General features: G+C 40.1%; 16 protein-coding genes. 8 read left to right on the plus strand and 8 right to left on the minus strand.

All coding sequences use genetic code 11. The features are described 5' to 3' along the window. Nucleotides 1-93 precede the first annotated feature (93 nt). Nucleotides 94-807 carry a 16S rRNA (uracil(1498)-N(3))-methyltransferase gene (locus H0S58_RS00625; RefSeq protein ID WP_195726863.1) on the plus strand — a complete coding sequence of 238 codons (714 nt, stop codon included), beginning with the start codon at nucleotides 94-96 and terminating at the stop codon, nucleotides 805-807. Here the strand turns inward: H0S58_RS00625 and H0S58_RS00630 are convergent. Both H0S58_RS00630 and H0S58_RS00635 read right to left on the minus strand, forming a co-directional pair. Continuing rightward, nucleotides 781-1,767 (minus strand): mechanosensitive ion channel family protein, encoded by a 987-nt coding sequence (locus H0S58_RS00630; protein WP_195726864.1) that lies wholly within the window; start codon nucleotides 1,765-1,767, stop codon nucleotides 781-783. The genes H0S58_RS00625 and H0S58_RS00630 overlap by 27 nt on opposite strands. Nucleotides 1,768-1,877: 110 nt before the next feature. Then, complete coding sequence (locus H0S58_RS00635; protein WP_195726865.1) at nucleotides 1,878-2,459, minus strand: DUF805 domain-containing protein; 582 nt, start codon at nucleotides 2,457-2,459, stop codon at nucleotides 1,878-1,880. 309 nt (nucleotides 2,460-2,768) lie between these two features. On the opposite strand from H0S58_RS00635, the gene acs reads away from it, so the two are divergent. Together acs and H0S58_RS00645 are read left to right on the plus strand one after the other, a co-directional pair. Then, nucleotides 2,769-4,712 carry an acetate--CoA ligase gene (acs, locus tag H0S58_RS00640; RefSeq protein WP_195726866.1) on the plus strand — a complete coding sequence of 648 codons (1,944 nt, stop codon included), beginning with the start codon at nucleotides 2,769-2,771 and terminating at the stop codon, nucleotides 4,710-4,712. 128 nt (nucleotides 4,713-4,840) lie between these two features. Further along, nucleotides 4,841-6,022 (plus strand): acyl-CoA dehydrogenase family protein, encoded by a 1,182-nt coding sequence (locus H0S58_RS00645; RefSeq protein WP_195726867.1) that lies wholly within the window; start codon nucleotides 4,841-4,843, stop codon nucleotides 6,020-6,022. Nucleotides 6,023-6,101: 79 nt separating this feature from the next. On the opposite strand, the gene H0S58_RS00650 is transcribed toward H0S58_RS00645, so the two are convergent. From H0S58_RS00650 to msuE, 3 genes are all read right to left on the minus strand, one after another. Further along, complete coding sequence (locus H0S58_RS00650; protein ID WP_195726868.1) at nucleotides 6,102-7,103, minus strand: TIGR04086 family membrane protein; 1,002 nt, start codon at nucleotides 7,101-7,103, stop codon at nucleotides 6,102-6,104. 392 nt (nucleotides 7,104-7,495) lie between these two features. Further along, nucleotides 7,496-8,602: a dimethylsulfone monooxygenase SfnG gene (sfnG, locus tag H0S58_RS00655; RefSeq protein ID WP_195726869.1), complete on the minus strand. Its 1,107-nt coding sequence runs from the start codon at nucleotides 8,600-8,602 to the stop codon at nucleotides 7,496-7,498. 25 nt (nucleotides 8,603-8,627) lie between these two features. Continuing rightward, nucleotides 8,628-9,362, minus strand: coding sequence for an FMN reductase (gene msuE, locus H0S58_RS00660; RefSeq protein ID WP_053579282.1), 735 nt, complete (start codon nucleotides 9,360-9,362; stop codon nucleotides 8,628-8,630). A 373-nt stretch (nucleotides 9,363-9,735) separates the two neighbouring features. Between msuE and H0S58_RS00665 the strand changes: the two genes are divergently transcribed. Continuing rightward, nucleotides 9,736-10,386, plus strand: a complete 651-nt coding sequence (locus H0S58_RS00665) for a response regulator (RefSeq protein ID WP_053579283.1) — start codon at nucleotides 9,736-9,738, stop codon at nucleotides 10,384-10,386. Nucleotides 10,387-10,463: 77 nt separating this feature from the next. Here the strand turns inward: H0S58_RS00665 and H0S58_RS00670 are convergent, their stop codons facing one another. Then, nucleotides 10,464-11,231, minus strand: a complete 768-nt coding sequence (locus tag H0S58_RS00670; protein WP_053579284.1) for a hypothetical protein — start codon at nucleotides 11,229-11,231, stop codon at nucleotides 10,464-10,466. Between the two features lie 407 nt (nucleotides 11,232-11,638). Further along, nucleotides 11,639-15,130: a PAS domain-containing hybrid sensor histidine kinase/response regulator gene (locus H0S58_RS00675; protein ID WP_195726870.1), complete on the minus strand. Its 3,492-nt coding sequence runs from the start codon at nucleotides 15,128-15,130 to the stop codon at nucleotides 11,639-11,641. 205 nt (nucleotides 15,131-15,335) lie between these two features. On the opposite strand from H0S58_RS00675, the gene H0S58_RS00680 reads away from it, so the two are divergent. The 4 genes from H0S58_RS00680 (at nucleotide 15,336) to H0S58_RS00695 (ending at nucleotide 20,501) form a co-directional block, all read left to right on the plus strand. Then, nucleotides 15,336-15,668 carry a DUF485 domain-containing protein gene (locus H0S58_RS00680; RefSeq protein ID WP_092720104.1) on the plus strand — a complete coding sequence of 111 codons (333 nt, stop codon included), beginning with the start codon at nucleotides 15,336-15,338 and terminating at the stop codon, nucleotides 15,666-15,668. Nucleotide 15,669: 1 nt separating this feature from the next. Next, a complete protein-coding gene (locus H0S58_RS00685; RefSeq protein WP_053580286.1) occupies nucleotides 15,670-17,385 on the plus strand; it encodes a cation acetate symporter in 1,716 nt (571 codons plus the stop codon). 278 nt (nucleotides 17,386-17,663) lie between these two features. Next, the gene (locus H0S58_RS00690; protein WP_195726871.1) at nucleotides 17,664-18,353 is read left to right on the plus strand and encodes an ion channel; all 690 of its coding nucleotides are present in this window, start codon (nucleotides 17,664-17,666) and stop codon (nucleotides 18,351-18,353) included. 177 nt (nucleotides 18,354-18,530) lie between these two features. Then, a complete protein-coding gene (locus H0S58_RS00695; protein ID WP_053579288.1) occupies nucleotides 18,531-20,501 on the plus strand; it encodes a BCCT family transporter in 1,971 nt (656 codons plus the stop codon). A 62-nt stretch (nucleotides 20,502-20,563) separates the two neighbouring features. On the opposite strand, the gene omp33-36 is transcribed toward H0S58_RS00695, so the two are convergent. Next, the gene (omp33-36, locus tag H0S58_RS00700) at nucleotides 20,564-21,445 is read right to left on the minus strand and encodes a porin Omp33-36 (protein WP_053579289.1); all 882 of its coding nucleotides are present in this window, start codon (nucleotides 21,443-21,445) and stop codon (nucleotides 20,564-20,566) included. Nucleotides 21,446-21,621 lie beyond the last annotated feature (176 nt).

Raw genomic sequence — 21,621 nt, forward strand, 5'->3', positions numbered from 1 at the left:
AAAGTAGGAACGCCTACATAACGTAAAATAAAGTCATGAAATAATAGGTGGCTGTGCAGGTGTATTTGCTTTTAAGAGTTGAATTTATAGCTTATGAATATTGTCCTGTTAGACCCACGCCAAACTGAATCTGAACTTTGGTCAATTACCTCAAAACGTCAGCTTGAGCATTTAAAACAACATATTGATATACAAGTGGGAAACACCTTAAAAGTCGGCATTCGAGAAGGGTTGCGTTACTCGACTGAGGTGGTCGAGGTGACAGAGCAGGTAGTCAAACTAAAGCCTATCCAAATTGAATCTGTTCCAGCAAAATTACCTGTCACTTTAATTGTAGCCATGCCACGTCCGAAAGTGTTACGTCGTTTAATCATGGACAGTGTGACTTTAGGCGTTGAAAACATTATTTTGTTGCACAGTTATCGAGTCGATAAAAGTTATTGGCAAAGTCCTTTTTTACAACAATTGGATCAATATGTGACCTTAGGTTTAGAACAGGCAGGCGATACGGTTGCACCAAAAATTGAAATTTATAAACGTTTCAAACCTTTTGTTGAAGATATTTTACCCAGTTTAATGACAGCGGAAAAGCCTGCTTATGTGGCGCATCCTTACGCACAGAGCAAAATGCCATTTGCGATTGAACATGCCTGTACGCTTTTGATTGGCCCTGAGGGCGGTTTTATCCCTTATGAAATTGATCTACTGGTCAAAAATGGTTGCCAAGCAGTAAGCTTGGGCAACCGAATTATTCGGACTGAAACTGTGATTGCTTACAGTTTAGGTCGTTTGTTTGGCGCGAGCTGAATCATCATCTTGAGTAGATGGATCACCACGGTACATTTTGACTTCTTGTACGGGGTAGGGAATAGAAATGTGATGTTCGGCAAAAGCACGAATCACTTTTTCTTGCACCGCACTGATCGAGGAGGAAGTGACCACTTCAGTGGTATTGACCCACCATTGCACTTTTAGATTCACAGAAAAATCAGCTAGAGCCGTTACATTCACACTAAAGCCCGGCTGGCTTAAAATACGGCTGTCTTGATCTAGAATTTGCAGCACAATATCTTTGGCTTTTTGCACATCATCTTCATAACCAATGCCAACCATAAATTCGCAACGACGACGTTGATAAGCCGTATTGACCGTAACGGGACTGGTATAAACCGTAGCATTTGGAATGACGATTCGACGTCCATCAGGTGAACGTAAATAGGTCGCACGAATTTGAATATCTTCAACGGTGCCTTCCATTCCAGACACAATAATGTCATCCCCAATTTTAAACGGTTCACCCAATAAAATTAGAATGCCTGAAAGTAAGTTTTGGAAAATATCTTTAAATGCAAAACCGATAGCCACCGAACCAATTCCGAGTGCACTCATCAATTGGCCAGGCGTAAATCCTGGAATAGCAATGACCATGGCGATGAGAAAGCCGATAAACATAATGGCCGAACTTCCGACTCGATTCAGCACCAAGACTAAATTTTGCTTGGTATAAGAGCGATCAGAGAGTGTTTTACGAACAAAGAATTTAAATAACTTTGCCAATAAGTAAAAAATGATGAAAACGATAATAGCAATACATAAGTAAGGTACACGTTCCCAAAAAGCATTGACAAATTTGTCGATGGTGGAATAGGCATCATTGTACTTTGCTGCGTGTGCAATGACGGTTTGCGTAGTTTTTTCAGAGGCTTCATGTAAAAGTTGTGATGTTCCTTGAGTAACGTCATTCAAAGTATTATTTTTTTCCACCACGGGATGTCCAAATTGTGCTTAATACAGGCCATTTTGCCTGAAATACAATAAAAATTTAACCCACAATACGTTGTATCGCCAATCATTTTGTCAATGTATGTTGCGTGGGTTTAAAAATATTCAGTGCCTTTTTGAATCACTTCTTGCGGAGTTCTGAGTTCAGTTGTATCCATCATATAAGAGACGAAGCTACCCGAAGCCAAGAGACTTAATACAGTCATAATAATGATTAACCAAGCCAGTATTTTTTCCCAAATAGCTGTATCACGCGGTAAACCGTAACGATTGATGCCGGCTGTGCCCGAACCGAACATGAGATAAAGCCCTAAAAAGACATTCAACAATGGAATGATGAACAAGATAATCAACCAACCACCTCGGTTCATGTCGTGTAAACGACGGACACTGACCACCATCAGAAAATAAAAATACACGACCATAATCACAATAAAACCCAGCCCAGCTAGGCTATTGAACAGTTGTATAAAATCATAATTCAAAGAACGAGTATTTAGATTAAAAAGACCGATCGCTAGATTAAAAGCGAATAGAGCAAAAAAAGTGACCAAATGTATGAAACCATACCAACCAATCGCACTTAAACGCCCAAAACGACCTGCTGCTGATAAAGGGTTATCTGCGCTTTGCATTTGAGAAGATGAAAAAAATGGAGATGAATCTTGTGGGTTCATATCTGTTCCAATTGAGATTGAGCTAAGAAAAATTGGCTGTTTTGCTTACTGTAACCATATTTTAAGCGTCAATAATAAGATTTAAATTTATCCATAAAATATGAATAATATTATTTTTATTTGTATACATTTTATGTGAATACAACAGAACTTAAAGTGTTTATGTATTAAATTATATCAATACACTACGACCAAAGCCGAATTGAAGCGCTTGAAAAATAATCGTCATACTGTGAATATGCAGTCAATAAAATAAATAACGTGGCATAACATTTCGTGATGAGATGAATAAAATCAAGGAAGTATACTATGAAAGAAATTTATCCTGTACCAGAACAATTTAAAACCACAGCTCGCACAGTAGAGTCCGAATATTTTAAGCGTTATCAGCAATCGATTGAGCAACCTAATGAATTTTGGGCAGAGCAGGCTCAAAAATTGGATTGGATCAAGCCTTTTAGCCAAGTTAAAAATACCAGTTTTGACCCCAATCATTTCAAGATTGAATGGTTCGCAGATGGTGAACTGAATGTCAGTGCCAACTGTTTAGACCGCCATCTCAAAGAACATCCGCATAAACCTGCCATTATTTGGGAAGGCGATCATCCATCACGGCATAAAATTATTTCTTTTAAAGAATTGCATGATGAAGTTTGCCGTTTTGCCAATGTGTTAAAAAAGCACGGCATTCGCAAAGGTGATCGTGTGGTGTTATATATGCCAATGATTGCGGAGGCCGCTATTTCAATGTTGGCTTGTGCACGGATTGGAGCTGTACATTGTGTGGTATTTGGTGGATTTTCTCCTGATTCATTGGCAAATCGTATTGAAGACAGTCAAGCCAAAATTGTGATTACAGCCGATTCGGGCATGCGTGGCGGTAAACAGATTCCGCTTAAGGAAAATGTAGATGCAGCATTAAATATTCAGGGGACTGCATCAGTACAAAACGTAATCGTGGTTCATCGCACAGGCAATCCGATTGAATTTAAAGACGGCCGTGATCTGTGGTATCACAGTGAAATTATGTCAGTCAATGAAATTTGCCCACCTGAGCCCATGAAGGCTGAAGACCCACTCTTTATTTTATATACCTCAGGATCAACAGGTAAACCCAAAGGTGTGTTACATACCACAGGTGGTTATTTGACCTATGTGAATTGTACTTTTCGTGAAGTATTTGACTTGAAACAGGACGATGTCTTTTGGTGTACCGCTGATGTTGGATGGATTACAGGACATTCCTATGTATTGTATGGTCCATTATCGAATGGGACTACCACGGTCATGTTTGAAGGTGTTCCGCAATATCCAACATGGGCGCGTACAGGTCATATTGTTGACAAGCACAATGTCACGATTCTTTATACTGCACCTACCGCCATTCGTGCCATGATGCGTGAGGGTGATGCTTTTGTTCGTGAAAGTGATCGCAGTAGTCTGCGCTTGATTGGGTCGGTTGGTGAGCCAATTAACCCAGAAGCATGGAATTGGTACTACACTGTAGTTGGGGAAAGCCGCTGTCCAGTCGTTGATACATGGTGGCAAACAGAAACAGGTGGAATTTTAATTTCACCCTTACCGGGAGCCACCGATTTAAAACCAGGTTCGGCTACACGTCCATTTTTTGGTATACAACCGGCTTTGGTCGATGCTGAAGGGCAAGAGTTAGCTGGTGAAGCGGAAGGTAATCTGATTATCAAAGACTCTTGGCCGGGACAAATGCGGACGATTTGGGGTGATCCAGAACGGTTTATTGAGGCTTATTTTTCAGCTTATCCCGGTGTATATTTTACTGGTGATGGTGCACGTCGTGATCAAGATGGTTATTACTGGATTACAGGAAGGGTTGATGATGTTTTGAATGTTTCAGGTCATCGTTTAGGTACAGCGGAAGTCGAAAGTGCCTTGGTTGCCCATGAAGCCGTAGCAGAAGCTGCCGTAGTCGGCATGCCACATGATATTAAAGGACAAGGCATCTGTGCTTTTGTGACCTTACAATCAGGAACAGCTGAATCTGAAGAGCTACATAAAGAATTGGTCGCTTGGGTACGTAAAACACTAGGGCCTGTGGCCACCCCAGATGCTTTATATTGGGCACCGTCTTTACCCAAAACACGTTCAGGTAAAATCATGCGCCGTATTTTAAGAAAAATTGCGGCGAATGAACTGGATAGTTTAGGTGATACCTCTACACTGGCTGAACCGCAAGTGGTAGATGCTTTAATTAAAACAGTCTATCCCCATGTATAAATTGTTGTTAAATACCGCTTGAGGATTCAGGCGGTTTTTTATTTTGCATATAAAGACTTCAGGCATTCAGATAAAGATTAAAAACATCATCTGCTAAGCTAAAAATATAGAAATAGATCGATATGATTATGAATGCCCAATCCCCATTTTTAAATGCTAGTCCAATCCAAATAGCGCAACACTTGGCACAACAGTTTGCACAGACAGCAGCTGAACGTGACAAAATAGGCGGGAACCCAAAACATGAGCGTGATTTAATTCGTCAAAGTGGTTTATTGGGGCTGTCTATTCCAGTGCAATATGGCGGAGGCGATGCCGATTGGAAAACCATTTTTCAAACCATTCAAACGCTTGCACAAGTGGACAGTTCATTGGCACATGTCTACGGATTTCACCATTTGTTGATTGCCACAGTGCAGTTGTTTGCTCAACCCGCTCAGTATGCAAAATGGTTTAAGCAAACCGCGCAAGAGAATCTGTTTTGGGGAAATACTTTAAATCCCTTGGATAAACGAACCACAGCAACAAAAATATCAGACACAGCTTATATTTTTCATGGTGATAAAAGCTTTTGTTCAGGTTCAATTGATTCAGATATGTTGTTATGTTCTGGCTATAACGAGGCAGGGAAATTGTTGATTGGCGTGATTCCCACTCAACGTGAAGGGGTCAGTTTTTTAGGTGACTGGAACAATATGGGACAACGCCAAACAGACAGTGGCACCAGCCATTTTGAGCAGGTTAAAATCCACCAAAATGAATTATTAGTCGATCCAGGGCCTTTAAGTACGCCTTATTCCAGTTTACGTCCATTGCTTGCGCAGCTGATTTTTGTACATCTCTTTTTAGGCGTAGCAGAAGGTGCATTTGAAATGGCAAAACAAACGATACAAAGCCAAAAAGCATGGTCAAAATCTTTAACTGAACATGCAGTACAAGACCCATTTACCCAAAAGCATTTTGCTGAATTTTATGTACAACTGGAAAGTGTCCGTTTATTGGCCAATAAAGCAGTCGATAGTTTACAAACAGCTTGGGATATAGGTGAAAACCTGACGACAGAGCAACGCGGTGAAGTCAGTATTGCGATCGCCACAGCAAAAATCGCGGCTACCCAGACCTCGTTGTTTGTGACCCAAAATGTTTTTCAGGTGATGGGTGCACGCGCTACGACGGCTCAACTGAATTTAGATCGTTTTTGGCGTAATGTAAGAACCCAAACGCTACATGATCCGATTGACTATAAATATCAGGAAATCGGGGAGTGGGTACTGACTGGAAAAGTACCTGATCCCAGTTTTTATTCCTGATTTTAATGTAGAGCATAAATACAAGCATAAAAAACTGATCCCTCAGGATCGGTTTACTTTTAAACATTTTTAAATAAGCTTATTTAATCAAGGTGCGATGACGTGAAATGTGAGTTACACCAAATTTACCAGCGAACATTGTCACCATTAAACCGATAAATAAACCAATAAATGACCAAAGTGCAGCTTTCGCGGCTGCATTGGAAGCAGCGGCAGCTTTCGCTTTTGCTTCTTCTTTCATTTGAATATATTGAATTTTTGCTTTTTGAACATTGGTCTCTAAACTATTAAAAAATTCTTGTTGCTGAATAAAGTAATTATTGACCGCCTGATCTGCTTCTTGAGGCGTTAAAGATGTATTTTTGGCTAAAGCTTGGCTGACTTCATTTTTATCAATTGAATCAGTCACTTTTTGAGCACGATTTTTCAAAGTATCCGAAAGTTTTTGAATAATTTGATCACTGTTATTGGGATTTAAAACCAAATCTTTTGCTGCACTTTTAATTTGATCTTTAGCCCATTCGCCTTGCGCTTTTAAATAATCGGGTTGTAATTCGTTAATTCCTGTTTTTTGTAATGCTTCACTGAGTTTTACATCACCATTTTTTAATTCAGGTAAAGGAACTAACTCTTCAAAGGCTTGAGTACTTAAACTCGCTAAATTTACACCACCTTTACCAATACCAGTTGCAACACTACCTGCTGCTGAAGTCACTGAACTCAATGCACTTCCCGTTAACTGGGCAGCATTATTGATGGTCATTGCTCCAAACCAAATACCGACCAGTAATGCTAAGGCCCAGACTAAGAAGCCATGTATATATCCATCAGTGCCAGCCAAGCGACCTGCAATAAATCCACCAATACCTAAACTTACCAATAAAGAAAGAAGAGTCCAAATGGTGACTGCCGTGCCTGAACCATTGCTAATATCAGTTGCAGATTCAGGATCTAAAAGAGCGAAGCCTAAAGCGATACCCAGTAAAGAGAGCAACATTGAAATGGCTAATACCGCAATAACACCAGCGAAAATGCTGCGCCATGAAATTTGATTTCGAATAACAATTTTTTCTTCATACATATTTTTTCTACCTTATTAGAGTTATTTATGAAATTTAAAATAATAGTTGTTTCTAAATAGTATGGATAAATAACAACCATTTATGTATTTAATTTATTTTTTTATTTTATTTTTGAATAAGAAATTAAAGGATAAATAAAATAATAAATCGGTGAGAGCTCATAACCTAATAGTGGGACTTTCTAGATAAATATTTGATTGAAATTTTATGTATACCTAGAAGCTGCTCGTTTTTTATTTCAGCATGTATAGATAGCTGTTACCGCTTGTGCTTTGATTATTTTAAATGATAGAACACCTACCTAAACTCTAAATAAAAATTCCCCCCAAGCCGAGTCTCAGGGGGGAGAGTTGGAGTCACTTTTATTATTATTTTTATTGGTTGTTGATCATTAAGCTGACTTAGCGGCAATAACAACTTGCTGTTGTGCTTCTAGTTGACGCACCAAAGGTAAAACTTTCTGCCCAAAATATTCCACCTCTTCAATGAAATGTAAAAAACCAGAAAGAATTAAATCAACACCGATACTCTTTAATTCCACGATCCGTTCAGCTATTTGTTGTGGTGTTCCAATCAAATTGGTTTTAAAGCCATCGTTATATTGAACCAAGTCTTCAAAAGTTGATTTTGCCCAGTTTCCTTCACCTTCAATGGAAGATGCACCTGCTTCACGGGTAGCATCGCCAAACGCGTGTACCGCTTGAATGTTCGCTTTATCAATAATTTCTTGTAAAACAGCCTGTGCCTCCTGTTCTGTATCGCGAGCAATAATGAATGCATTCACGCCAATTTTGACACTGTGATTGTTGGCTTTGGCTTTTTCGCGAATATCATCAATTTGTTTTTTGATTTCTTCAGGTGTATTGCCATTGGTAAAGTACCAATCGGACACACGTGATGCCATATCACGCGCTGCGCGTGAACTGCCGCCTTGAAAAATTTCAATATGTGGTTTTTGCAAAGGTTTGGGTTTTAAAGTGTAATCTTTAAATTGATAGTATTTACCGTCAAAACTAAACTGATCTTGTGTCCAGACACCTTTTAAAGCGCGAATAAATTCCTCGGAACGAACGTAACGCTGGTCATGCTCTGGCCACTCTTCACCAATTGCATCGAACTCACCGCGGAACCAACCACTCACTACATTAACGGCAATACGACCGCCGCTCAGATGATCAATCGTTGCAAGTTGTTTTGCAGCTAAGGCGGGTTTCCAAGGCCCAGGCAAAATCGCAGCAATCACTTTTAAACGCTCAGTCTTGGCCAGTAATCCATGACTAAAACTCACCGATTCATGTTGATTGTCAGCACCATAGCCTGCGGTAAAACGAATTTGGGTCAGTGCATAGTCAAATCCATTTTTTTCAGCAGTTTGTGCTAAACGCACGTTGTATTCATAGCTCCAATCAGTGCGTTGTTCGATATTACTGACCACCAAACCGCCACTCACATTGGGCACCCAATAGGCAAAAGTGATATTTTTTTCTTGTTCAGACATGGTTGAATCTCCCATTTAAATTGCGTTATGCCACATGGGTTTTTGCGATTTTTTTATGATGTAAACGTGATTCTGCGGCATCTAAATTGGGAACTGCCGCAGAAGGCAAGACAGCAGCCTGTTCAATTTGTTTATTAATACCCAAGTGCTGATTGGCTTGTTGGGTTTTTTCTTTGACCACTTCAGCTCGTTTGCCTTTAGCAGGTGCCCATTCCAAAATAGGGAGTGCACGTGCTACAGCCAAGGTGATACGGTCACGTAATGATTCGCTGTGAATCGTATATTCAGGGGTGAAATCTTGATCGGTGGCATATACGCCAATGGGTAAAGTTTGAGCTTGGAAAAAACTAAATAAAGGACGTAATTGGTGTTCGAGTACCAAGGCATGACGTTCACTGCCACCAGATGCCGCCAATAATACCGGCACATCGACCAAAGCGGTTTGTTCGACAAAATCAAAAAAATGCTTAAAAAGACCCGTAAAAGATGCACGATAAACGGGTGTTCCGACAATGATCGCATCAGCAGCTTCCACCGCAGCCAAATCATCTTGTACGCGTTGCGGAAGTTGATGGCGATAAATAGCACCACCGAGTAAATGTCCAATTTCACTAAATTTAATAAAGTGGACTTGAATTGGAATGGCTTCGCCCAATTCGTACACAATTTCTTGCACCAAGGCTTCAGTCTTAGATGGATGATTCAAACCGCCTGATACAGCAACAATATTCAGTGGTTTTTGTAAGTTAAAACTAGTCATACAGATCGAACCTAAATTGAATCTCGGAATAGTGTTCATTTACCAACAGAGCAGCAGGAACTGTAAAATAAAGAAAAAAAAAGACGTTATCTGTTTTTAAGATATAGTGCTTTTGGGGAGAACTTTGTTGAGAATTAGAATTTAACACTATGAAAATTAAAGTTATCTTGAATTTAGATAAGTATTGATGTGATCTGGATAAAATTTATATCTAAATATGATTAGATTTTAAGTTTTTCTGCAAACCATAAAAAAAGAATTTTTATTTAAAATAATGCGATATCCAGCAAAAAAAAATGATGCCTTGCATATCCTTACTGTGCTTGTGTGGTTAGAATAGCGATTACTGTGCACAAGATCTTTCATATCGCTTATGAATATTTTAATCGTTGATGACCATCCGTTGTTTCGTCATGCTTTGATTCAGGCTGTTCGTTACAGTTTGCCTCAAGCTCAAATAAATGAAACAGCAGCAGTAAATGAGTTTTATGAACGTTTAGATAATGGCCCAGAACCAGATTTGGTTTTATTGGATCTGAATTTACCGGGCGCTTCAGGATTTTCAGCTTTGGTGCATGTTCGTGCACAATATCCTTCTATTCCGATTATTGTGGTTTCGGCACATGAAGAAACCACGATTATTCAACGGGCAATTGCACACGGGGCAATGGGTTATATTCCTAAATCGGCGCATCCAAGTCATATTGGTGAGGCGATTCGGCATGTACTCGAAGGGGAAATTTGGTTACCGCCAAACTTACCGACACATACTAATTTTGATCCTCGTGCTGCGGATGAAACGGCATTGGCTGAGCGAATTCAATCGCTAACACCACAACAATTCCGAGTACTTATGATGGTGGCAGAAGGATTGTTGAATAAACAGATTGCTTATGAACTTGATGTTTCTGAAGCGACCATTAAAGCGCATGTTACCGCGATTTTCCGTAAACTGAATGTACAAAATCGAACGCAGGCAGTTTTAGCGATTAGTGCTTTAAATATTGAAGATAAGAAAATGTAATTCGTTTGAAGACAGAATGAAAAGCATCAAAAAGGCACTGAATGAACAGTGCCTTTTTGATGCTTTAATGGTTTAAATTAAGCGACGCAGCTTTGCTTAGGGGTTAAATCTGTACAAAAAAGTGGGTTGAGGGCACATTGTAATTCATCGATTTGTTCTTGTGACACATAGTCTTTTTCTTTCAAATAATCCGCTACACTGTCATCTCTCAAACTGAGAAATGCTGCATCATAAACGCCTAAGTCAACAAACAGAGCCATGGTTTCTAAACTGTTAAAACGGTCTAGATAAACATCATTTCCATACATCAGAAAAATATGATCTTCCTGCGCATGTGCATTTACGTCCAAACGTTTTGCCAACTCTAAAGGTGGTGTTTTAATAAACAATAAATCGGATAACTCGTCAAATTGAGTGGTATCTAATAAAGGTTGATCTGTTTTGACTTTACCAAGCCATGCTTTAAAGACCAGAACTGCACCACCTCGCAGCAACATACTCCAAATTTGATGGCGAACTTGCTCACTTAAACCATTTGATTCAACATCTAACGCTTGAATGAGTTTATCTTCTTGTTCAGCAAGGCGTTCAAATAATCCTAAACCTTGAGGCTTATAAGCTGCGGGTTTAAAGACATCAAAATTTAGTTCAGAAAAAACCTGTAGCGCGAGTGGAACAGCACTTTGATATAAAGTATTTAAGGCTTGAATATGAACATCAGTCAACTTACTGTTCTGAAAAAGTTTATCCCATTGAATTTCAGGCAATAACGCATTGCTGCCGTATTGACGGTAAAATTGTTGTGACTGATCTAGACCGATAGAATACACGTCAGAAATGTTCATTTTTTGGCTCCTGATTTTATATGATGACCAGTTTCTGAGTCGCATTTTTATGGGCCACTATAAATAAAAAAACTGATCGTTTCTTAAGCTTATATATGGAGCAGAGTCAGCTTAAACGGAATACGACTAAAGTTGTAGATGGTATTTTTTGGTTAAAAAAAATTATTAAAAAATATATACTTAAAAATATTGTAACTAAGTATACAGCTGTGCATTTATAATCTGGTGCACTTTGCCATAGAAAATAGACAGTTGAAGTTTTTGGTCAATTTAATAAGGACTAAAGCGGGATTTTTTGAACAGTTTCGCCTAGAGCAAAAAATAAATTGCCAGTTGGCTTAAGAAAAGGTGTGTTTATGTAAGAAAACGTTCATTTCATGCAAGTGAAATGAACGTTTTTAGCGATGTTATGAGTTAGAAATTTTTAATCCTGAGAGCCAAGAACGTAATGAAGCTGGTTTTAATGGTTTTTTCAGCAATACAATATTCAGCTCTTTTAAAGACTGTGGAAGCTCTGGATCAGAATCTGCAGTAATTAAGGCCACAGGCACTTGTTCTTGCCGATTTTCCAAAATAAAATCCAAACCAATTTTGTGATTATTTAAATGCTGATCGACTAACCAAACTTGAATATTTTCTTGCTGGATTAGAAGTAAGGCTTGTTCAGGTTCTGTCGCTTTAAAGACTTGATATCCCCATTTGGTCAACAGCGTGCTCATGCCTTCTAAAATGGTTTCATCGTTGTCTAAACATAAAATTTTGTAGGCCTTACTTTTTAAGGGAATGGCTTGTAGTGGTGTCAGGGCCACTTTGGGTGCTGGCACAATCGGCACTTCTATCATGAAGCAAGAACCTTTGCCATATTCAGAATACACATGCATTGGATACTCGAGCAGGTGAGTCATGCGTTGCACAATCGCAAGTCCTAAACCTAACCCTTGCTCACCCCACGGTGAGGTATGACCACAGCGCTCAAATTCTTGAAACAGTTTAATGCGTTGTTCTTCTGCAATGCCTGGACCCGTATCCCAAACACCAATACGAATGCTTTGAGCCTGTTCGGCAGAACGCAGTACGCCAACAATAACGCGACCTTTTGCAGTATAACGTAAAGCATTGCTGACAAAATTTTGAATAATACGACGAATCCATTGTGGATCAGTATCAATCCAGAATTGGACATCATGAACCCTAAACTGTATTCCACGTTGAGCTGCAATCGATTTAAATTGCAGTTCTAGATCACTGAGTAAGTCATGCAACGGATAAGGTTGTCGCTTCGGTTGAATGGTGCCTCCTTCTAAGCGTGCAATATCCAACAAGGCAGACAACATGCTTTCTGCCCCATGTAAGGCACGATCTAGTTGTTGCAAGGTTTTGCGATCTTCATCAGATTGTACACTTTGTTCCAAAGCGGTACTGAATAAACGAGCAGCATGCATCGGTTGTAATAGGTCATGACTGGCAGCGGCAATAAAACGACTTTTTGACATATTGGCACGATCGGCTTGTTCACGCGCCAGTTGTTGTTCAGACAGGGCATTGGCCAATTGTTGAGTTCGATCTTGTACCCGACCTTCTAGGAAAGCTTCATTTTCACGGAACGCGGTAATGTCGGCAAAAGTCGTGACGAAACCACCGCCTTGAATGGGATTACCGCGCATCTGAATCACACGACCATCTTTACGAATGCGTTCAAACTCATGTGCATTGCCCATCGCCATCCAATGAATACGTTTACGAACGTGTTCTTCAACTGAACCTGGACCACATTCGCCACGTTCCGCGTTATAGCGAATTAAATCGGCAATCGGGCAACCGACATAAACAATATCTTTTGGGTAATCAAACAGTTTGAGGTATTGATTATTCCAAGCGACCAGACACATATTTTCATCCACCACACTAACCCCTTGGGTCATATGGTCAATCATGGTCATAATCAGATTTTGATTAAAGCGTTGCCATTGTGAAGCCTGATCCAGAATGTTGGCCACCTGACCGAGTGCCAAACCATTATTGACCATCGCCGTAGTGAGGAGGGTTCGTGCAGAAGCGGCACCGATGGTGCCAGCCAGATATTGCTCGGTAAAACGCCACCACATGCCATTGGCACTGCTATTTTCATTTAAGATCACATTATTTTGAGTGCAAAATTGCTGAAATGCTTTTTGTGTTGGCCCCTCACCAGTAATGCGTTTGGCTAATGCAATCAGATCACCGACTTTTAAACGAGCAACATCATGTTGTAAATAATTTGTATCATGCGTCATGCTTTGGGCGGGAAGCGGTTTAGTTTCATAATAAAAGAAACTTTCAGCTTGAATTTGTTCGGCAATACTTGGACGAAAAATACGCGATACCCAAATATATAACAGGATATTGAGTCCTAGCGCCCAAATTACGCCGTGGGTTAATGCAGCAAAAGATTCAAATCCGAGCAAGGCTTCTGGGCGTAACCAGCTCATGCCCAAGGGACCTTGCTGAAGAAAATTTTGTGCGAACTGCTGATATTCTGTTGGTAAGCTTCGTAAAACAGTAGGAAATAATAAAGTATAGGCCCAGACTAAAAAGCCGACAATTAAACCTGCATATACGCCCTGTTTACTTCCGCCACGCCAATATAAGCCACCAATGAGGGCGGGAGAAAATTGGGCCACCGCACTAAAGGCGAGCAAGCCAAAAACCGAAAGTTGATCAATATCATTAAAGAAATGAAAGAATAAAAAGCCCAGTAACATCACGGCTAAAATACAAATACGACGTGTAAATTTCAGCACCAACGGCAAACGCTTATCATGCCTTGATAGTAAGCCTGTGCGCCATAGAGCTGGCATAATCAGATCATTACTGAGCATAATAGATAACGCCACAGAGGATACCAATAGCATGCCTGTAGAAGCTGAGAATCCACCTAAAAAGGCCAGTAGCGTTAACCATTCTTGATCATAACTTAAAGGGAGGGATAAAACGGCCACATCTGGAATGGCTAAAAAATGCGGTGCGGCATGCAATGCCCAACTGGCAATTGGAATGATTGCGATGGTGGTTAAAATAAGATAAATGGCAAACCAACGACGCGCCCCACGGATATGTTTTTCATCACGTAACTCGACTACAGCCACATGAAATTGGCGCGGTAAGCAAATAATAGCGAGTGCAGCCAGCATGGTTTGCACCCAAAAAGTATCGGGCACACCAAAAAGTTGAACTTCTTTAAACGTATTGGCAACATCACTGGAAATTTGTTTCAAGTTGTCTGGGGCTTCAAAGACAAAAAATAAAGCCACACAAAGCAGCGCAAATAATTTGACAAAAGACTCAAAAGCCACTGCCAGCATCAGACCACCATGTTGTTCGGTATTGGCAATCTGCCGAGTGCCAAACATCATCGCCAGAATGGCTAAAACACCCGTCAGGAAAAGTACGCCATTGGTGGTGCTTTCAATGCCAGAGTTTTGCTGCAGAATCACTGCTGCACTTAAAGCAATCGCTCTAAGCTGTAAGGCGAGGTAGGGCACAATTGCAATCACGGCAAGAATAGTCACCAAAGATGCCAGTGTGCCGCTTTTGCCATAGCGGGCTGCAATAAAGTCAGCGATCGATGAAATGGCATGATGCTGACGGACTCGACCTAGGCGTCGCCAAATATCATAACCGACACCGACAAAAATCAGCGGACCAAGGTAAATGGGCAGGAAAATAATTCCTTCACGAACTGCGGCACCCGTCGCACCGTAAAATGTCCAAGAAGAACAATACACGCCTAATGTTAGACTAAAGAGAAGCATACGGCCACGCGTGCTTAATCGACTTGCGTGTTTTTCACCAAAAAATGCACAAATAAAAAGTAATGCGATATAGAGGGCAAGAACCCCCATGATGAGCCAGCTATTCATATTGTCTACAGTGTAACGCTATGCGCTCATCATACCTTATCTCGTAATCTGACGGCTTGAGTTGATCAAAATTTAACGACCAAAGTCGTACTTACAACAACCGCACAAGATTGTTAACTTAGACAACGTAATCGTTAACTTAGACAACGTCATAATTCGAATTAAAAAATAGTGCCTAAATTGGGTGCAAATAGGAGGATTGGTTATGGATGAGAGACAGGTAGAAAGAATTCTACAGAATCCAAAATTTAAACAAATGGTCAGCAAAAAAAGCGCCTTAAGTTGGACGCTAACCGGCATTATGCTGTTTGTATATGTAGGTTTCATGTTGCTGGTGGGTTATAACAAAGAATTTCTAATGAGTTCTTTTAGTGGTGGTGTAACCACTTGGGGAATCCCACTCGGCTTAAGCATCATCGTTTTATCATTTGTACTGTGCGGTGTGTATTCTTATGTTGCCAATAAGATCCTTGATCCATTGACGCAAGATGCAATGAAAGAAGTGGAAGCGATTGCGAATGAAAAAGGACAGTATTAATATGAAACGGACTTCATTCAAAGCTCAGGCACTGGCTCTAGCGACTGTACTTTTTTCAGGTATGGCATGGGCTGGACCAGATTTAGGTGTGGCTGAACAACAAGCCACCAATTGGCATGCCATTATCATGTTCGTCATTTTTGTTGCTTTTACTTTGGTCATTACCAAATGGGCAGCAAAACAAACCACCAATACTGCTGATTTTTATACGGCTGGTGGCGGAATTTCAGGTTTCCAAAATGGACTGGCAATTGCAGGCGACTATATGTCTGCTGCATCGTTCTTGGGTATTTCTGCACTGGTGTTCAGCTCTGGTTTTGATGGCTTGCTCTATTCACTTGGCTTCATGGTGGGTTGGCCGATTGTTTTATTCTTGGTCGCAGAGCGTTTACGTAATTTAGGTAAATACAATCTATCGGATGTGGTTTCATTTCGCTTAGAAGAAAAACCAGTACGTACTTTAGCCGCCATCAGTTCATTAGTTGTGGTTGCGTTCTATCTGATTGCACAAATGGTCGGTGCAGGCCAGCTGATCAAATTACTCTTTGGTTTGAACTACAATATTGCTGTGGTGATTGTCGGTTTATTGATGATGGCTTACGTCATTTTTGGCGGTATGTTGGCCACGACTTGGGTACAGATCATTAAAGCGGTAATGTTACTGAGTGGTGCGACTTTCATGGCATTTATGGTCATGAAAAGTGTCGGTTTCAGCTTTACCACAATGTTTGAACAATCGATTCAAGTATTCAGTCAAGTTCATAGCATGAGTCTAGCAGAAGCAGGCAATATCATGGGGCCTGGCAAACTGGCGGCAAATCCTCTTGATGCGATTTCATTGGGTCTAGCACTCATGTTTGGTACTGCAGGTTTACCGCATATTTTAATGCGTTTCTTTACAGTAAAAGATGCCAAAGAAGCACGTAAATCAGTTGTTGTCGCAACAGGCTTTATTGGTTATTTTTACCTGTTAACCTTCATTATTGGTTTCGGTGCGATTTTGTTTGTTTCAAACAATCCACAATTCCTTGATGTAGCGAAAATGGCAGTCACAGGTAAGTTAGAGTTGGTCGGCGGTAGCAATATGGCTGCGGTGCATTTAAGTGATGCGCTGGGTGGCGACTTATTTATGGGTTTCATTTCAGCCGTCGCATTTGCTACAATTCTTGCTGTAGTTGCAGGTTTGACGTTGTCAGGCGCTTCTGCTATTTCTCATGACTTATATGCAAACGTATTCAAAAAGGGTCAAACGACACCTGAATCTGAACTTCGTATGTCTAAAATTGCAACTTTAGGTCTTGCGATTTTTGCCATGATTTTGGGTATTTTGTTCGAGAAACAAAACGTAGCCTTTATGGTTGGTTTAGCATTCTCGGTTGCTGCATGTGCCAACTTCCCAGTACTGGTTTTGTCTATGTTCTGGAAAGGTTTAACCACACGTGGTGCGGTCATTGGTGGAGTGGTCGGTCTATCTTTAGCAGTGCTGTTGATTGTTCTTTCTAAAGCCGTTTGGGTCGATACTTTGGGTATTTCTGATACACCAATCAATCCATTTAATGGCCCTGCAATCTTTGCGATGCCGTTGTCATTCTTCTGTTGTTGGTTATTCTCTGTAACGGATCACTCTGCACGTGCACAGGCAGAACGTAAAGCATTTGATGCGCAATATGTTCGTTCACAAACAGGGATTGGCATCTCAGGTGCTTCTGATCACTAAGGTTTAAATCTTCACATAAACAAGTCCCTACGGGGGCTTTTTTTTTGTTGAATTGATCTGAGTTTTTGTTAAGAGTGAACAATAAAATGTCCAAACTTGTCGAACTCAGCTACTTTAATGCTCGATTCAGAATGATGAATCAGGTTATTTTTAAACTTATTTGTAGATAAAATTTCATACAAATATAGTGCGAGTGAGTAATTCAATTCATGTTAGATTCAGCAGAACCTCAATAAAGCTAAAACTTGATTAAAAATAAAAATTGGATGGAGCCACACATGCATGCCCTGATTGGTATATGGAAAGTTTTTCGTTTATTGCCGAGTGCTTGGCTACTGTTATTACAATTCTTTATTTTAATCTTATCGGTTGTGGTTAATCACAGTGCGACCTATCGGACTTTAACGTGGGTATTGGGCGTTTTAGTCTTATTGATTATTGCCAAAGTCATACGACAGACGCCTATGTTTACGATTATCGGACTTGTTTTTGTAGGAGGTGCAGTCTTTTTCTCGCTATTGCATTTACTCGGTGTGAAACACGTCATGATTCAAGTGATTGCTCATGCCTTTGAAGCGGCCGCTTATTTTAGTGCAGCCTATGGCTTACTGCGTTATATGTTTGAAGATCGTTACCTTACCAAAGATGAACTATTTGCAGCGGGTGCCGTATTTACTCTGATTGCTTGGGGCTTTGCATTTTTATATAACATTTGCCAACTGCTCATACCTTTGAGTTTTCAAAATCCGAATATCACCGGTTTACAAACATGGTTAGATTTATTGTTTCTCAGTTTTAGTCTCCAATCTGCGACAGGGCTTTCAGATTTGATTCCGATTAGTGCACCTGCGCGTGTGCTTGCCATGCTACAGATGTTTTGTGGTGTAATGTATTTAGCCCTCGTTGTATCGCGTTTAATTGCGCTGCAATATATTGCCCATTTACCCAATCAAGATAAATTGAATTAAGAATAATGGATGTAGATTCTGTTACAGGAATGTAACTGCTTTATTTATATCATTAAATTATTATGCCCTCAGTGTTTGCAAATTTCTACTGAAAGCATATTGGCTTCATCTCTGTAAAATGCGTCTATTTTGGCCTCACGGTCTGTCATATTCATTTAAAAAATAAATGGGGGATTTATGCCTTCGAAAAATCCATCTTGGTTTGCCAACGTCAATCCAAATGTTTTTTTAAGTACGGTTGTTATTATTGGGCTGTTTCTGGCTGTTGTCGTTTTAGCACCGAATTCATTTGATTTGATCACCAAACAGCTGAACCAATGGGTCACTGACTCATTTAGCTGGTTTTATGTTTTATCTGTTGCCATATTTCTGATTTTATTGATTTATATTGCTTTATCCGATATGGGAAAAATCAAATTAGGTCCAGATCATAGCCAACCGACGTATAGTAACGGCTCTTGGTTTGCCATGTTATTTACTGCAGGCATGGGCATTGGACTCATGTTTTTTGGGGTGGCTGAACCCGTAATGCACTATGTTTCTCCTCCTACAGGGGAGGGTGAAACCATCCAAGCTGCGCAAACGGCAATGCAAGTGACCTTTTTTCATTGGGGTTTACATGCATGGGCAATTTATACTGTCGTGGGTTTGTCCTTGGCCTATTTTGCTTATCGGCATAACCTGCCTTTAAAAATTCGCTCTGCCTTGTATCCGATTATCGGACGAAAAATCTATGGTCCAATCGGTGATGCAGTCGATACCTTTGCCACCATCGGTACTGTTTTTGGTGTCGCGACCACCCTTGGATTTGGCGTGACACAAATCAACTCTGGTTTGAATTATCTGTTTGGCATTGAGCAAGCACCCAGTACTCAAGTGATTTTGATTATTGTCGTGAGTGCTATGGCATCAATGTCCGTGTTTTTAGGTTTAGACAAAGGCATTAAACGGCTGTCTGAACTGAATTTAATTCTTGCTCTCACCCTTTTACTGTTTGTATTTTTTGCCAGTTCATCGATTTATTTGCTGCAAACCACCATCCAAAATGCAGGGCAGTACATTTCAAATTTATTTACCATGACATTTAATTTATATGCCTATCAACCCAATGGCTGGATTGGGGGATGGACCATTATGTATTGGGCATGGTGGATTTCATGGTCACCCTTTGTTGGCATGTTTATCGCCCGCGTATCCAAAGGTCGCAGTATTCGCGAGTTTATTGTCGGGGTATTGCTTATTCCAACAGGCTTTACTTTAATTTGGATGGGTTTTATGGGAAATGCTGCGTTATACAGCATTTTGCATGAGAGTAATCAGGCTTTGGTTTTGGCCGTACAACGCGATTCGTCAGTGGCATTGTTTGAGTTTTTACACAGTTTACCTTTTTCATCTGTCATGAGCTTACTGGCGACCTTTTTGGTGATGCTCTTTTTTGTCACTTCGGCCGATTCAGGTGCATTAGTCACAGATTATTTGACCGCAAAATCCGAAAATTCTCCAATATGGCAAAGACTTTTTTGGACAGTATTGATGGCTGTTTTAGCCATCGTATTACTTCTGGTCGGTGGTTTAAGTGCCTTACAATCCGCCACGATGATGAGTGCGCTACCATTTACGTTCATTATGTTGTTTATTTGCTGGGGATTATTGAAAGCATTGCGTTTGGATGTGACCAAAATGAATGCCTTACAAGAGGCAAGAATTACCCCGCGTGCTATTCAAAATCCACGCAGTTGGCAGCAGCGTTTGGGTTTGATTATGCATTATCCGCATAACCAACAAGAGGTTCGAGACTATATTGATACACAGGTTTCGGTGGCTTTTAATCAGGTGAAGAAAGAGTTTAAACGTCGGCAGCTTGAAGTCTCCATTCAAAATATTCAGTATGGTATGGAACTTAGGGTTGATCATCAGAATGAAAGTAACTTTGTTTATCAAGTGGTTGCCCGAGAAACCGTTCCACCGAGTTTTATGGCAGAAATGACTTCGGATGAAATAACGTATTATCAAGCTGAAGTTTTTCTCAGAGAAGGTGGACAAAATTATGATGTTATGGACTGGACTTTAGATGATTTATTACAAGATATTATCGACCAGTACGAACGTCATTTACATTTTTTAAGTTTGATCCGAACTTCTGAATAATATTCAAACCTAAAAAAGGACTCAATATGAGTCCTTTTTTTTAATTCATTTTCTAAAGTAACTTAGAAACGGAATTTAGCATTTACGCCAACAGTTTGAGTATCCAATACAGAACCTTGTTCAGCATTTGCATTCACATAAGTCGCGCCTACAGCAACAGCTGGAGTGATAAAGTAATTTACATTTGCACCCCAAGCTGAATCAGGAGTACCTGCAAAGCTAGATTCAGCATAAGAAGCACCCATGCTTAATTTAGGCGTTACATATAAATCAGTTTTTAATTGGAATGCAGTGTCATCACCGTAGATGAGGCCAGATTCAAAACCAATCGCCATGTTAGTGTCATCAATCGCGCCTACATATTTAGTACGTGCAGTGATGGCATCTTGATCTTGTCCAATGGTTGCAGTTTCAGCGACAGCTTTAACCACGCCATTACCCATCAGGTTGAACGCATCAATAGCAGTTTGGTCAGCAACGCTGGTATAACCTACAGCAACCAAAAAGTTAGGTACAACAACCGCACCAAGCTCTAACGCATAACGGTCGCCGTTATCATCAGAAGTGTTTGCATTTTTGCCATCAAGGTGAGTATGGCTATAAGACAAGCTTGTATATACAGGTACAACTTGAGTGGGTACATACGCTTCAGCTTTAATACCGTAGTTATGTGCAATCAAATCCATACCAGGAACAAAACTAAGTTCGCCGTAGTTATACGCTACAGAAACATTTGATGCTTGGTTTAAAAATGCAGCTTCAGCCAAAGGGCCTTTAGAAGAATCAACATCTTTAAGGTAGTAAGTACCTTGTAAGCCACCAGTAAAATCTTTGTCATTTACAGTAATGTCGATGTACTCAGATTGACCTTGTACTTCGAATTGATAAGCTTGAGCGCCGGTCATGGCTAATAATAAAGCAGTGGCTAAACCGAGTTTTTTCATGATAGATTTCCAGTTTTGTTACAAATGGATTAAACAGTGAGCATTGTATTGTAACAAAACATTAAGTCAATGAACTAAAACATGATTATTTGCTTCACTTCTTTTGCGATAAAAAATTGAATATAAATTGTTCACTGAGTCAAAATGATGTCAACCTAAAAAAAATGTTGCTAGAA

Source organism: Acinetobacter sp. TTH0-4 (assembly GCF_015602665.1).
Taxonomy (GTDB): domain Bacteria; phylum Pseudomonadota; class Gammaproteobacteria; order Pseudomonadales; family Moraxellaceae; genus Acinetobacter; species Acinetobacter albensis.